This is a genomic window from Arthrobacter sp. USHLN218 (assembly GCF_037144715.1).
Lineage (GTDB): Bacteria > Actinomycetota > Actinomycetes > Actinomycetales > Micrococcaceae > Crystallibacter.
The window spans coordinates 118,247-132,656 of sequence record NZ_JBBCYT010000011.1 but is presented as its reverse complement, the minus strand read 5'-3'; the positions used below and the strand labels follow the sequence as shown (position 1 = coordinate 132,656).

Below are 14,410 nucleotides of genomic sequence, written 5' to 3'. Positions count from 1 at the left end.
CCAAGGAAAATTAGCCGGCCAGGCATGCACAAAATTCAAATCCAGGCTGATAAAACATCGCAGCACACCACGGGGGTGGCACACCACGACACAATCTCAACCAACAAAAAATTGGTATCAACAAACTTGGCACACTATTGAGTTCTCAAACAACAGGAGCACCCGGCACCAGCAGAACCCCCACAAGGGCCCCCGCATCGCTCCGGAGCAACTTTTCTAACTTACCTGCGCTTCCCGTTCCTGTCAAATCGTCCCGCCCCGCTTCGTACCGTCCGGTCTTCGACCGGAGCTACATGCGGGATTGGGGCTGTCAACGTTCCGTTCAGCGCGATAGAAACTATACACCTCGGTTACGGGAATGTAAATTCCGGGTGGCGCGCGCCGGCAAGGCCAACCGGTTCCGCTGCCGGGCAGCGGGCCGACGGGGCGTAAAACCCCGTCGGCCCAGGATGTCAGAGGCGTGGGTCCGAGGGTCGGATTCGACCTTCGGGTCAGGCCTGCGGGGTGGGCTTGAGGTAGATCGCGCCGAGCGGCGGAACGTTGACAACCGCGGAGGCCGGGTGTCCGTTCCAGGCACCCTCGGTGCCTTCGATACTTCCCGGGTTGCCGACCCCGGAGCCGCCGAACTCCTCGTCGTCGGTATTGAGCACCTCGCTCCAGCTGCCGGCCCACGGCAACCCGAGGCGGAAGCTCTCATGCGGGTGCCCGGCGAAGTTGACCACACAGACCAGCGGGTTTCCGTGGGTGTCCCAGCGGATGAACGAGAGGGTGTTGCGGGTGCCGTCGTTCTCATCGATCCATTGGAACCCGGCGGGCTCGTTGTCCCGCTCGTACAGGGCGGGGGTCCCGGTGTAGAGCGTGTTCAGCTGACGGACCAGCTTCTGCAGGCCCTTGTGCGGCACGTTTTCCGCGAGCCACCAATCCAGCCCGTGCTGTTCCGACCACTCGGATTCCTGTCCGAATTCCGTGCCCATGAAAATCAGCTGCTTGCCCGGATGGGCCCACTGGAACGCCAGGTACGCACGGAGGTTGGCCAACTGCTTCCAGCGGTCCCCCGGCATCTTCCGGAGCATCGAGCCCTTGCCGTGCACGACCTCGTCGTGGCTGATCGGCAGCAGGAAGTTCTCCGTGTAGGCGTACACCATCGAGAATGTGGCCTTGTTGTGGTGGTAGACGCGGTACATCGGGTCCTCGGCGATGTACTCGAGGGTGTCGTGCATCCAGCCCATGTTCCACTTCAGCCCGAAACCGAGGCCGCCGGTGCTGGTTGGCCGGGTCACGCCGTCGAACGCTGTGGACTCTTCCGCAATGGTGACGATGCCCGGGACGCGCTTATACGCCGTGGCGTTGACTTCCTGCAGGAACGAGATCGCCTCCAGATTCTCCCGGCCGCCGTGGATGTTCGGGAACCATTCGCCGTCCTTGCGCGAGTAGTCGCGGTAGAGCATCGAGGCGACCGCGTCGACCCGCAGCCCGTCGATGTGGAACTCCTCGAGCCAGTACAGCGCGTTGGCTACGAGGAAGTTGCGCACCTCCGTGCGGCCGAAGTCGAAGATGAGCGTCCCCCAGTCCGGGTGCTCGCCCAGCCGCGGATCCGCGTGCTCGTAGAGCGGTTCCCCGTCGAACCGGGCGAGCGCCCAGCTGTCCTTGGGGAAGTGCGCGGGCACCCAGTCGACGATGACACCGATCCCGGCGGCGTGCAGCTTGTCCACGAGGTACTTGAAGTCGTCGGGATGACCGAACCGGGAAGTCGGGGCGTAGTACGAAGTGACCTGGTAGCCCCAGGACCCGCCGAACGGGTGCTCCGCCACGGGCATGAACTCCACGTGGGTGAAGCCGTGCCACCGGACATAGTCGACCAACTCTTCGGCCAGGTCGCGGTAGTCCAGTCCGAGCCGCCAGGAGCCGAGGTGGACCTCATAGACGCTCATCGGCGAGTTGTGCGGGTCCCGCGCCGCGCGGCGGGCCATCCATTCCGAATCCGTGAAGTTGTAGCGCGAATCCACCACGCGGGAGCCGGTCAGCGGGGGCACTTCGGTCCAGCGGGCGAGCGGGTCCGCCTTTTCGTGCCAGTGCCCGTCGCGGCCGAGCAGTTCGTACTTGTAGATGCTGCCGGAGGCGACGCCGGGAATGAACAGCTCCCACACGCCCGACCCGCCCATGGAGCGCATCCCGTGGATGCTTCCGTTCCAGCCGTTGAAGTCGCCCTTCACACGAACGGCCTGGGCGTTGGGGGCCCACACCGCGAAGCTCGTGCCGGTCACCTCGCCGAGTGTCGAGGTGTAGTGGCGCACGTGGGATCCCAGGACGGTCCAGAGCGTTTCGTGCCGGCCTTCGCCGATCAGGTGCAGGTCGATTTCGCCGACCGTCGGCAGGTAGTGGTAAGGATCGTCCACGATCTCGGGTGCGCCGCCGCCGTAGGCGACCTGCAGCCGGTAATCCGGCACGTGGCCGGCACGCTCGGCCGGCAGCGTGGCCACCCAAATGCCGTCTTGTTCATGCCTCATCGGCACGCGCACGGTCGGGGTAACCAGCGCGACCGAGTCGGCCAGCGGCCGCAGCGTCCGGACCGTGACGTTGCCGTGGTCGTCGAGATGCGCGCCCAGCACGGCGTGCGGCTGGTAGTAGCTTCCGTGTGCGACGGCGGCGAGGACGTGTGAGTCGACGTGTACGGGATCGCCGGCGAGAGTGGGGGTCTCCGCGAGTGGCAGCGACGCCGCGGCCGGTTCGGCGGCATGCTTCGGGCCGTCGGTCCGGCCTGCCGCCCCGCTGGTTCCGCCGCGGAGCTGCTCGAGCCCGCGGCGGACGGCCTTGACCGGAACGTTGAGCCACTGCGGCCGGTTCCGCTGCTCGTAAACGACTTCGTACAGTGCCTTGTCCAGCCACAGGCCGAGGAACAACGGCGAGCCGCTGTCCACCTGCGTGCCCGATTCGCTCTCGTACCCGGCGGTGAAGGCCCGGGTGGCGGCATCGACCCAGCGCTCCGCGGCGGCTTCCGTCTCCCCCGCGTTGCTGCCGGCCGCCGAGGTGACGGCCACGCCGCCGGCGTAGTCGAAGGACCGGAGCATGCCCACCACGTCCCGCAGCACCAGGTCATCGGCCCCGCGGCTGCTCAGCGGCCGCAGCGGCTCGCCCTCGAAGTCCAGCACGACCCACCCGCGCTCGGCGGAGTGCAGCACCTGGCCCAGATGGTAGTCCGCGTGGATGCGCTGGACCTCCGGCCGGTCCTTCAGCTCGGCGAGCCGGGTCAGCAGGTCCTCGACCGTGTCGTCGTAGGGCCCGACGGCGGCGCCCGCCTGCTGCCAGCCCCAGCGGATCCGCTCCTGCAGGTCGCCCACCAGAACCGCGAACTCCTCGTCCGTGGCCTGGTGGCCGCCGAAACCGTCCCGCAGCCGGCGGTGGATGCGGGCGGTGGCGCGGCCCAGTTCCTCTGCCTCGCGCGTGAAGTCGGTGTTGGCCAGGGCCGCCGCTGACGCACTGCGCCAGGCGTCTTCGCTGTTGCTGATGTACTCGCGGAGCACGCTCAGGTGGCCGGAGTCCCACAGTTCATCGGTCTCGGAAGAGGCATCCTGCCCGGGAGTCATCCAGCCGCCGGTGACCCAGCCGTACGTGGCCGGAACTTCGCGGGCCCCCGTTTCGCTGAGGACAGCGCCGATCTCTACGTCCGGGTTGGGTCCGGCTTCGAGCACGCGGAAGAACTTCACGATCAGGGCTTCGTTGTCGCGCTTGACGACGACGGAGGTGTTGGACTGTTCGCCGGGCAGCACCGAGGCGTCGAGCGGCGGTGTGAAAGGCTGGCGGTCCGCGAAGCCGGCGCCGGCGTGGCCGCGGGTCCGGCCGTCGGAAGTCTCCGACTCCGCCCGCATCAGCTCCAGCCAGGCCGCGATGAAGACCGGGTCATGGGTGCCGTCGTAGACCCAGCGCTCGTCGACGTGTTCGGCGTCCGGCCCGAGCTTGCCGATCAGCGCCTGGTCGCCGCCTTCGAGGGGGCGGGTGCGGATGCTGACCGGCACGTTGACGACGAGCGAGTCCTCGTCGGTCTCGACGGCGGCAATATGCACTTCAAGGCCCGCCTCGCCGCTCGGGTCCTGCAGCCGCACCCCGCCGAGGCGCTGGAGCGAGATGTCCTTGCCTTGGGCGGGGAACCAGCGCTGGCCGGGCAGCCAGTCGCGCAGCAGTTCGGGCAGTGTCATTACGGGAGACTTCACGGGGATTCCACCTCTGTTCGGGTGCTCACCGGAGTGATCACGGGGATGGCTTCGGTCACCGGCGATGCCGGATTGGATCGGGCTGAGCGGATGCGCAGCCAAAAAAAATCGTGGCTTCCCAGGGTCAATGTCACCTGGCCGGCGTCATCGAGGACGGGGAACGGCAGGCCGCCGAAGAGATCACGGAGGCCACGTCCGGCGAACTGGGGCAGCCGCAGCGAGGCCGCGACCGGGTGCTGGGAGAGATTGAAGATGCAGAGCAGGGACTCCGGTTCGGCGCCCGCGGGATCATCCGCCGGGATTTCCCGCAGGAAAGCCAGCACCGTTTCCGCCTCGGTCGGCACGTTGCGGTAGGTGCCGAGGCCGAAGGCAGGATGCGACTTGCGGACCGCGAGCATCTGCCGTACCCAGTGGAGGAGCGAGCTGCTGTGAGCCAGCTGAGCCTCGACGTTGACGTAGTTGTAGTTGTAGACAAGCGACTGGACGACCGGGAGGTAGAGCTTGCCCGGGTCCGCGGTGGAGAATCCGGCGTTGCGGTCCGGGTTCCACTGCATAGGGGTCCTCGAGGCATCCCGGTCGTCGAGCCAGATGTTGTCGCCCATCCCGATCTCGTCCCCGTAGTACAGGAACGGGCTGCCCGGGAGGGACAGCAGCAGCGCGTGGATGAGTTCCAGCTCGGCGCGGGAATTGTCCAGCAGCGGCGCCAGCCTCCGACGGATGCCGATGTTCGCGCGCATCCGGGAGTCCGGGGCGTACCAGCCGAGCATGGCCTCCCGCTCCTCGTTGGTCACCATCTCGAGCGTCAGCTCGTCGTGGTTCCGCAGGAAGGTGCCCCACTGCGCCCCGGTCGGAATGTCCGGCGTTTCCTCCATGGTCCGGATGATCGGCGCGGCCTTCTGGTCCCGCAGTGCGTAGAAGAGCCGGGGCATGATCGGGAAATGGAAGCACATGTGGCATTCCGGAACGAAGCCGCCGGCGTCGTCCGCCTGCCCGAAGTACTCGACCACCTCGTTCGGCATCTGGTTCGCCTCGGCGATGATGACGCGGCCGGGGTATTCGGCGTCCACCATCGCGCGCAGGTCCTGCAGGAACCGGTGCGTCGCGGGCAGGTTCTCGCAGTTGGTGCCGTCTTCCTCGAAGAGGTAGGGAATGGCATCGGCCCGGAAGCCGTCGATTCCCTGGTCCAGCCAGAACCTGACCACGTCGAAAACCGCCTCGATGACCTTGGGGTTCTCGTAGTTCAGGTCCGGCTGGTGGCTGAAGAAGCGGTGCCAGAAGAACTGGCGCCGGATCGGGTCGAACGTCCAGTTCGATTCCTCGGTGTCGACGAAGATGATGCGCGCGTCCTGGTACTTCTCGTCCGTGTCGCTCCAGACGTAGAAGTCGCCGAACGGGCCATCGGGCTCCCGCCGCGAGGCCTCGAACCAATGGTGCTGGTCCGAGGTGTGGTTCAGCGGAAGGTCGATGATGACGCGCACGCCCCGGGCGTGGGCTTCGGCCACGAGCCGCTTGAAGTCGCTGATCGTCCCGAACTCGTCCAGCACATCGTAGTAGTCCGCGATGTCGTAGCCGCCGTCGCGCAGCGGCGACTTGAAGAACGGCGGGATCCACAGGCAATCGATGCCAAGCCACTGCAGATAGTCAAGCTTCTCGATCAGGCCGGAGAAATCGCCGGATCCGTCCCCGTTCGCATCGGCAAACCCGCGGACCAGCACTTCGTAGAAGACCGCTTTGCGGTACCAGTGCGGGTCATGGGCCAGGCCGGGTGCGTGCAGTTGGAACGGATTGGCCACTAGCGGCTCCTCCGGATGTGCAGGACGTGGGCGGGCTCGCGGTAAGCGTCCAGGCGGACGTAGTTGTGCTCGCCCCAGCGCCAGCTCTCGCCGGTAATGAGGTCATCCACCCAGAAGAGGCCGTCCTCGCCCAGGTCCTCCGGGCCGAGGCCCAGCGCACCCAGGTTCAGGCTGACCGTCGATTCGCGGGCGCTGTGCGGGTCCACGTTGACGACGACGATGACCGTGTCCTTGCCCCCGCCCGGCAGGTCTTCCTTGTGCTTGGAATAGACCACGGTCGCGTCGTCCGTGCTGCTGTGGACGGTCAGGTTCCGCAGTTCGCCAAGGGCCGGGTGGGACCGGCGGATCTCGTTGAGCCTGGTCAGGTAGGGCGCCAGCGAGCGGCCCTCGGCCTCGGCGGCCGTGAAGTCGCGGGCCTTGTACTCGTACTTCTCGTTGTCGATGTACTCCTCGGCACCGGGCCGGGCGACGTGCTCGCACAGTTCATACCCGGCGTAGACGCCCCAGAGCGGGCTGCCGGTCGCGGCCAGCACGGCGCGGATCTTGAACGCGGCGGGTCCCCCGTACTGCAGGTACTCGGTGAGGATATCCGGGGTGTTCACGAAGAAGTTCGGCCGGAAGTAGTCGGCGCTTTCGTGGCTGACCTCGGTGAAGTACTCCTCGATCTCCTGCTTTGTATTGCGCCATGTGAAGTAGCTGTATGACTGCTGGAAACCGGCACGCCCCAAGGCGTGCATCATCGCGGGCCGGGTGAAGGCCTCGGCGAGGAAAACGACGTCCGGATCGGTGCGATTGACCTCGCCGATCAGCCATTCCCAGAACCAGACCGGCTTGGTATGGGGGTTATCCACCCGGAAGATCTTCACGCCGTGGCTGATCCACAGCCGGACGATACGGAGCACTTCCTCCGAGAGGCCGTCCGGATCGTTGTCGAAGTTCAGCGGATAGATGTCCTGGTACTTCTTCGGCGGGTTCTCCGCGTAGGCGATGGTGCCGTCCAGCCGGGTCGTGAACCATTCCGGGTGTTCGGAGGCCCACGGGTGGTCCGGCGCGGCCTGGAGCGCCAGGTCCAGCGCCACTTCGAGGCCGTTCGACGCGGCGGCCGCGACGAAGGCATCGAAATCGTCGAAGTTGCCCAGGTCCGGGTGGATCGCGTCGTGGCCGCCGGACGCGGCGCCGATGGCCCACGGCGACCCAGGGTCCATCGGGCCGGCGTGCAGCGTGTTGTTCGGCCCCTTGCGGTTGGTGAACCCGATGGGGTGGATCGGCGGCAGGTAAATGACGTCGAAGCCCATGGCGGCTACGGCCGGAAGGCGATGCGCCGCCGTCGTAAAGTTCCCCGAAGTCCAGGTGTTGGCGGCGTGGTCGAAGACCGCGCCTTCGGAGCGCGGGAAGAACTCGTACCATGCGCCGCGCCCGGCCCGCTCGCGTTCCACCAGCAGGGGGTACTTTTCCGACGTCGTGACGAGGCTGCGGATGGGATGGCTGCGGACCGCGGAAAGCACCTCATGCGAGCCGCCTGCGGCCAGGCGTTCCTCCACTGAATGGCCGCCGTCGGCGAGGACGCCGGCCGCCTGGCGCAGCACTTCGGCGTTGTCCGCCGGCCTCCCCTCCTGCGCCGCGGCTTCGTTGAACAGGTGGACGCCCTCGGCCAGCATCAGGTCCACGTCGACGCCGGCGGCGATCTTGACTTCGGCGTTGTGGTGCCAGGTGGCGTAAAGGTCCGCCCAGCCTTCGATCGCGAAGCTCCAGAGTCCCGGGGCGCCGGGGCGGACGACTCCGTGCCAGCGGTCCAGGCCCTTGGCGGGCGGATCCAGCTGGCGGCGCTGCACGGCGTTGGAGTCCGGGTCATAAAGGACAACCGTGACGCCAATCCGGTCGTGGCCCTCGCGGAAGACCGTGGCGGCGACGGGGATGTCTTCGCCCTCGATCGCCTTGGCCGGGAAGCGGCCGCTTTCGATCACCGGGGCGACGTCGGTGATCGGAATCCTGCCGAAACGCAGGTGGGCCTGGGACGGGGCTGGGCGCGGATCCTCGGTGAATGTGCTCACACGCTAGACGTTAGCGACAAAAAGGGCCGTTTGCTAAGGCCAACCCGGAAGCCGGAACAAAAACGACGCGTTCGCGTCGCGTTTACAAATTCGAAACCATGCACCGCCGTGATCTGCGCTACCGTAGGCCGGGTGAAGGCAATCCGCAGGTTTACCGTCCGCACTGTACTTCCCGAGCGCATCCAGCCGCTGGCGCGGCTGGCGAGCAATTTGCGCTGGTCCTGGCATCGGCCAACCCAGCAGCTGTTCGAGCGCCTCGATCCCAAGCTCTGGCGGCAAAGCCACGATCCGGTGGCCCTGCTGGGCTCCTTCAGCCGCGAGCAGCTGCAGGCGCTCGCGGCGGACGAGGACCTGGTCGCGCGGGTCCACGAGGTGAGCCAGGACCTGGACCGCTACCTGACCGGTAGCCGCTGGTACCAGAGCCTGGGCGCCGATGCGCCTAAATCCATCGCCTATTTCTCCCCCGAGTACGGCATCGCGTCCGTGCTGCCGCAGTATTCCGGCGGCCTCGGCATCCTCGCCGGCGACCACCTGAAGGCGGCGTCCGACCTGGGCGTGCCACTGATCGGCGTCGGGCTGCTGTACGCAGCCGGCTACTTCAAGCAATCCCTGAGCCGCGACGGGTGGCAGCAGGAAACCTACCCCGTGCTGGACCCGGACGGGCTCCCCCTGTCGCTGCTGCGCGAGGCGGACGGGACTCCGGCGCAGGTGGAACTGCCGCTCCCCAACGACCGCCGCCTGATGGCGCACATCTGGCGCGCCGACGTCGGACGCGTCCCGCTGCTGCTGCTCGACTCGAACGTGGCCGGAAACGACGAGGCTGCCCGGCACATCACCGACCGGCTCTACGGCGGCGGCGGCGACCACCGGCTGCAGCAGGAACTCCTGCTCGGCATGGGCGGCGTAAAGGCGCTGCGCATCTTCCAGCGGCTGACCGGCTGCGCCGCCCCCGAGGTCTTCCACACGAACGAAGGCCACGCCGGTTTCCTCGGCATCGAACGCATCCGCGAGCTCATGGACGAGGGTCTCACCTGGGACGAAGCCCTCGCTGCGGGCCGCGCCAACACGGTGTTCACCACGCACACTCCCGTGCCGGCCGGCATCGATCGCTTCGAGCGGCTGCAGGTCGGGCACTTCTTCCGGGCCGGCCTGGCGCCGAACGTCCCCATCGACAAGATCCTGGCGCTCGGCGAGGAGAACTACAGCGGCGGGGATCCGATCAAGTTCAACATGGCCGTAATGGGCCTGCGGCTGGCACAGCGCGCCAACGGCGTGGCCAAGCTGCATGGCGTCGTCTCGCGCGGCATGTTCTCCGGGCTGTGGCCGGGCTTCGACACCAACGAGGTGCCCATCAGCTCCGTCACCAACGGCGTCCACGTGCCGACCTGGGTGGATCCGCGCATTGCCGAACTGGCGCTGGCCAAGTTCGGCAACGGCAGCGTCCGGGAGCGGCAGTGGGACAAGGTCTACGACGTCTCCGACGCCGAAATCTGGCAGCTGCGGCGCGAACTGCGCGGCAACCTGATCGAGGATGTCCGGCGCAGGCTGCGCTCGTCCTGGAAGAAGCGCGGCGCGACCGACGCGGAGCTCGCCTGGACCGACCATGTGCTGGACCCGGACGTCCTGACTATCGGCTTCGCCCGGCGCGTCCCGACCTACAAGCGCCTGACCTTGATGCTGCGCGATCCCGCGCGGCTGAAGGCGCTGCTGCTGCATCCGGAGCATCCGATCCAGCTGGTCATCGCCGGAAAGTCGCATCCGGCGGACGAGCAGGGCAAGCGCATGATCCAGGACCTGGTGCGTTTCACGGACGACCCGGAGATCCGGCACCGGATCGTCTTCCTGCCGAACTACGACATCGCCATGGCCCGCACGCTGTTCCCGGGCTGCGACGTCTGGCTGAACAATCCGCTGCGTCCGCTCGAGGCCTGCGGCACTTCAGGCATGAAGGCGGCGATCAACGGCGGCCTCAACCTGTCCGTGCTGGACGGCTGGTGGGACGAAATGTACGACGGCGACAACGGCTGGGCGATCCCGACCGCCAATCCGTCGACCGCGAGCGGGGCCGATTCGCTGTTCAGCGCCGACGAGCGGGACGACATCGAGGCCTCGGCGCTGTACGGCCTGCTGGAGAACCACGTGGCGCCGCGCTTCTACGCGGACGAAGCAGCCGAGGGCGCGGGAGCCGCGGGTCCGTCCGAGCCGCTGGCGACGGACGACCAGCTGCCGCATCAGTGGATCGCCATGATCCGGCATACCTTGGCCAATTTGGGGCCGGCCGTTTCCGCCGAGCGGATGGTCGAGGACTATGTGCGCCAGCTGTACACGCCGGCGTCCGTCTCGGGCCGCGCGATCAGGAATAACGGTTTCGCGGCGGCGCGGAACCTTGCGGGCTGGACCACGCGGGTCCACCATGCGTGGAAGGATGTCGCCGTCGAGCATGTGGACTCGCTCGGCATGCAGGACGACCCGCAGATCGGCGACCTCGTACGTGTCAGCGCCTTCATCCAGCTCGGCTCCCTGGCCCCCGAGGACGTCTGTGTGGAAATTGCGCACGGCAAGGTCAGCGAGGGCGATGAGCTGCTCGATACCTCCTTCGACCAGCTCACGCTGAAGGAAGACCTCGGCGACGGCCGCTTCCTGTTCTCCGGGGAGGTCCAGATCGACCGCTCGGGCTCCTTCGGCTACACCGTCCGGGTCCTGCCGCACCACCCGTCGCTGGCCTCCAAGACGGAACTGGGCCTGGTCACCAACGCCTGACCCCCAGCTGCTGGAGGGACGGTCAGCCGTCCCGTGCCGGGCCGGCGGCCGACGGTGTCGGCCCGGTGGTGAAGCCGGTGAGCTTGTGCGTGCCGTCGCAGTAGGGCTTGATGGAGGACGCGCCGCAGCGGCACAGGGCCACGGTCCGGCGCAGGCGCGGCACCGGCTCGCCGGTTTCCGTCAGGATTTCGACGTCTCCGCGCAGCAGCAGCGGCCCGTTCGGGCAGGCCACCACCGTCGCTGCCGCCGGCTTCGGGCGCGGTTCGGCGGCCGGCTCTTCCGGCGGCCGCCCGGCCGCCGCAGGCGGCTCCGGGTGTGCTGCGGCTTCCGCCGGCTGGTCCGCTGCCGCCGCGGGTTCGGGGTTCGTTGCTCTTACAGCCATGTTCGTTGGCCTCCTCGTCGTTGGATCGGAGCGCCGGTGGCCTGCGTCCGATACCGTCGTCGCAATTGCCGGGCCGAGGTGCCGGCCCGGGGAATCCGCCCGCCGGCATAGTGCACCCCGCCGGCCAGCCGCAGCCCGAGGGCCAGCCAGCTGCAGACCGCCCGCTCGAGCACCCAGCAGGGCGCCCACAGTGCCGAACCCGGTGGGAAGACCGCGGTGCCGCCGTGCCGCCGCCGGCCCGCTTCCGCCAAGGCGATCGAGGCGGCCAGCAGCGCGACCAGGCGCGCGGGCCGGCGCGCCGCCCAGCACAACAACGGCAGCAGGGACAGCTCGGCGGCGAGCCTTCCCGGCTGGGCGAAGCTGTCGTAGGCCTGCCGGACCCGTTGTCCGCGAAAGTGCGCCAAAGCCGGTGGCATTCTTCCAACGAACAGGCCGTCGGCCCGGATCTGCCGCCCGCCAGCGGCCTCGACCGTGCGGATCAGCTCAAGGTTCTCGAACAGGACGTCCGCGTCGTAGCCGCCGGTTGCCTCCAGCATGCTCCGCCGGACGCCGAGCGTCCCGGGATAGTCGGAGCCGAAGGCCCGGTTGAGCAGCGTCCGCGCGGTGTCCCACCGGGCGTGCCACGGCCACTCAAGGAAGTAGTTCTGCGGCCGCACGAGCTCTGCGTCCCGGAGCAGGACCACCAGCCGGCGCAGGCCGGGCAGGGCGTACCGCACGTCGTCGTCCGCCAGGACCAGGAATTCGCTCCCGCTGCGGCGCACTCCGCTGATGACGCCGGCCGCCTTGCCGTTCCGGCCGAGCCCCGGCTCCGGATGGATATGTGTGACCAGGCCCTGCCACGCGAGGCGGTGCGCCTCGAACACCCCCGGCGGCGAGCCGTCCACCACGGTGATGCGCATCCAGCCGGAGAGCACCCGCAGGTAGCCGATCAGCTCGTCGAGCCTGCTGTCCTCGGACCAGCGCAGCGGCAGGATGTACTCCGCCTCCGCCAGGTCCGGCGGGGCTGTCATGCCGGGGCTTCGGCGGGGACCATGAGCGCCGACCGCCCCGCCTGCCAGGCCTCCAGCTGGTGCCGGCCGGCGAGCGCATCCACCGCGAGCGCGGCGGCAGCCCCGAAGAAGATGTCCGCCAGCAGTCCGGGCTCCGCTTCGGCGAGCCCTCCCGCCATGTCGCGCCCCGCAATCTGTTCGTGCACGGCGTCCGCCTCGACGTGCTCGTCGAAGTAGTCGCGGACGTCGGACCCGTAGCCCAGGCGGCGGAACCCGCGGCTGTACAGCTTGTTGGGGATCGACGACGTCATCTCGTAGGCGGCCAGATGTCCCACGATCGCTCCGCGGAGCCGGCGGTTGAGGCCGAACAGCGACATCATGTTGACCGCCGCGAGGGTCACGGCGGGGACCGCGTCTATATAGGCACCGTAGGCATCGTCCAGCCCTGCTCCGCGCATTGCCCTGGCAAACAGGCCCGAATGCATGCGCTCGGGCCGGCCGCCGCCGTATTCGTCCGATTGGATCTCCACCAGCGCCGCCTTGGCTCGTCCGCCGAGGCGCGGGATCGCCCAGCTGTGCGGGTCCGCCTCCTTTAGCTGGTAGATCGAACGGAGGATCAAAAACTCGCGCAGCTGCTCGCCGGTCGCCTCCTTGGCGACGTACCGCGACAGGCTGGGACCGCCGTCGTCCGCGGTGAGGGCGAACAGCCCCGCTGCAACGGGCTCCGCGGCAGGCTCGGGTAGCGTGGGCACTTCTGCCATCCGGCGCAGGGCCCCTTCGAAGCCGCGCTCCAGGCCCGTGCGCGCCCGGATCAGCTCCGGGTGCCATTCCCAGCCGTCGGCGACGCCGTCCATGCCCCCGTAATGCAGCTCATAGAGGCAGAACAGCGCAAGCTGCACATCGCCGTCGTACACAAAATCTTCCGGTTCGGACCAGGCATCAGGCCCCGGCAACGGCAGCGGTTCCGCCAGCCGTTCCTGCGGTGTTCCGGCGAGGTTCGCGAGTACTGCGCTGCTCAGCGGACCCCGCGCTGTGGGTTTCCTCATTCTGGCCCTTTCTGCCGATCCCCCTTACTTATAAGCATACTTAGAAATAGCATGAGTCTTGTTGCTCCCGTTACTAACAAAACCGGGAAAGGAGGAGGCATGGAAAAGGAGAACAGCTCATCGAAGGCCGCCACGGCCCCGCATCCGGAGGATGATCGCAAACCGGACACTCCTGCGGAGGTCAAGAAGCCCTCGTGGAAGTACATCTTCCGGAAGTCCGTCCGCGAGTTCTCGGCCGACCAGTGCACCGACCTGGCCGCGGCGCTGACGTACTACGCGGTGCTGTCTTTGTTCCCGGCGATGCTCGCCTTGGTGTCCATCCTCGGCATTGTCGGCCAAGGGGAACAAACGACGACGGCGATGCTGGACACGCTTGAGCGGGTAGCCCCCGGGCAGGCCGCCGACACCCTGCGGCAGCCGATCGAGCAACTGGCAAGTGCGCCCTCGGCCGGGCTGGCGCTCGTCGTCGGTATCGCGGGCGCCCTGTGGTCCGCCTCGGGCTATGTCGGGGCGTTCGGCCGGGCGATGAACCGCATCTACGAGGTCGACGAAGGCAGGCCCTTCTGGAAACTTCGTCCCACGATGCTCGCGGTCACGCTCATCGTCGTGCTCCTCGCAGCCGTCATGATGCTGATCCTGGTGCTGTCGGGGCCGGTTGCCGAGGCGATCGGCGCGACCATCGGCCTGGGCGACGCCGCGCTGACCGTGTGGAACATCGCCAAGTGGCCCATCCTGGTCGCCTTCGCGGTGCTCGTGGTCGCCCTGCTGTACTACGCGACGCCGAACGTGAAGCAGCCGAAATTCCGCTGGATGAGCATGGGTGCGTTCCTGGCCCTGCTGGTCCTGGCGGTCACCACCTTGGGATTCGCCTTCTACGTCGCGAATTTCTCCAACTACAACCGCACCTACGGCGCCATCGGCGGCGTGATCGTCCTGCTGCTCTGGTTCTACCTGTCGAATCTGTCGCTGCTCTTCGGCGCCGAATTCGATGCCGAGGCCGAGCGCGGGCGCCAGCTGCAGGCAGGCATCGAGGCGGAAGAGACCATCCAGCTGCCGCCGCGCGATACCCGCAAGAGCGACAAGCAACTCAAGAAGGAAAAGGAGGACATAGAGCGTGGACGTTCGCTGCGCCGCGACCTGGGCGAGAGCCACGAGGACAGCAGGCGCACCTAGTTTGCCCA

At 67.7% G+C, this 14,410-nt stretch carries 8 protein-coding genes; 2 read left to right on the top strand and 6 right to left on the bottom strand.

Features of this window, described 5'->3' with window-relative positions; all coding sequences use genetic code 11:
* Positions 1 to 491: 491 nt before the first annotated feature.
* Genes glgB through WFH44_RS20135 form a run of 3 tightly spaced genes read right to left on the bottom strand, consistent with a single transcriptional unit; the run spans position 492 to position 8,052 of the window.
* Positions 492 to 4,193 carry a 1,4-alpha-glucan branching protein GlgB gene (glgB, locus tag WFH44_RS20145; RefSeq protein WP_336716238.1) on the bottom strand — a complete coding sequence of 1,234 codons (3,702 nt, stop codon included), beginning with the start codon at positions 4,191 to 4,193 and terminating at the stop codon, positions 492 to 494.
* An 11-nt stretch (positions 4,194 to 4,204) separates the two neighbouring features.
* Positions 4,205 to 6,001, bottom strand: a complete 1,797-nt coding sequence (treS, locus tag WFH44_RS20140) for a maltose alpha-D-glucosyltransferase (protein ID WP_336716236.1) — start codon at positions 5,999 to 6,001, stop codon at positions 4,205 to 4,207.
* On the bottom strand, positions 6,001 to 8,052 hold the full coding sequence (locus tag WFH44_RS20135) for an alpha-1,4-glucan--maltose-1-phosphate maltosyltransferase (RefSeq protein ID WP_336716234.1): 2,052 nt from the start codon (positions 8,050 to 8,052) through the stop codon (positions 6,001 to 6,003). The genes treS and WFH44_RS20135 overlap by 1 nt, the downstream gene beginning before the upstream one ends.
* A gap of 132 nt (positions 8,053 to 8,184) precedes the next feature.
* On the opposite strand from WFH44_RS20135, the gene glgP reads away from it, so the two are divergent.
* A complete protein-coding gene (gene glgP / locus WFH44_RS20130; RefSeq protein WP_336716232.1) occupies positions 8,185 to 10,812 on the top strand; it encodes an alpha-glucan family phosphorylase in 2,628 nt (875 codons plus the stop codon).
* A gap of 22 nt (positions 10,813 to 10,834) precedes the next feature.
* Here glgP and WFH44_RS20125 read toward each other — a convergent pair whose 3' ends face one another.
* The 3 genes from WFH44_RS20125 to WFH44_RS20115 are packed head-to-tail and all read right to left on the bottom strand — an operon-like array spanning position 10,835 to position 13,229.
* Positions 10,835 to 11,194 carry a CDGSH iron-sulfur domain-containing protein gene (locus WFH44_RS20125; protein ID WP_336716230.1) on the bottom strand — a complete coding sequence of 120 codons (360 nt, stop codon included), beginning with the start codon at positions 11,192 to 11,194 and terminating at the stop codon, positions 10,835 to 10,837.
* Entirely contained in the window at positions 11,185 to 12,204 is a 1,020-nt protein-coding gene (locus WFH44_RS20120; RefSeq protein WP_336716229.1) for a glycosyltransferase, read from the bottom strand. The genes WFH44_RS20125 and WFH44_RS20120 overlap by 10 nt, the downstream gene beginning before the upstream one ends.
* Entirely contained in the window at positions 12,201 to 13,229 is a 1,029-nt protein-coding gene (locus tag WFH44_RS20115) for an iron-containing redox enzyme family protein (protein WP_336716228.1), read from the bottom strand. Before WFH44_RS20115 ends, WFH44_RS20120 begins: the two co-directional genes overlap by 4 nt.
* Before the next feature lie 99 nt (positions 13,230 to 13,328).
* On the opposite strand from WFH44_RS20115, the gene WFH44_RS20110 reads away from it, so the two are divergent.
* Positions 13,329 to 14,402 (top strand): YihY/virulence factor BrkB family protein, encoded by a 1,074-nt coding sequence (locus WFH44_RS20110; protein ID WP_336716226.1) that lies wholly within the window; start codon positions 13,329 to 13,331, stop codon positions 14,400 to 14,402.
* Positions 14,403 to 14,410 lie beyond the last annotated feature (8 nt).

What these genes read in the sequence shown, in the direction of transcription:
- WFH44_RS20125 (WP_336716230.1), bottom strand. Translation starts at nt 11,194, where the DNA reads ATGGCTGTAAGAGCAACGAACCCCGAACCCGCGGCGGCAGCGGACCAG.
- WFH44_RS20110 (WP_336716226.1), top strand. Translation starts at nt 13,329, where the DNA reads ATGGAAAAGGAGAACAGCTCATCGAAGGCCGCCACGGCCCCGCATCCG.
- WFH44_RS20115 (WP_336716228.1), bottom strand. Translation starts at nt 13,229, where the DNA reads ATGAGGAAACCCACAGCGCGGGGTCCGCTGAGCAGCGCAGTACTCGCG.
- WFH44_RS20120 (WP_336716229.1), bottom strand. Translation starts at nt 12,204, where the DNA reads ATGACAGCCCCGCCGGACCTGGCGGAGGCGGAGTACATCCTGCCGCTG.
- glgB (WP_336716238.1), bottom strand. Translation starts at nt 4,193, where the DNA reads ATGACACTGCCCGAACTGCTGCGCGACTGGCTGCCCGGCCAGCGCTGG.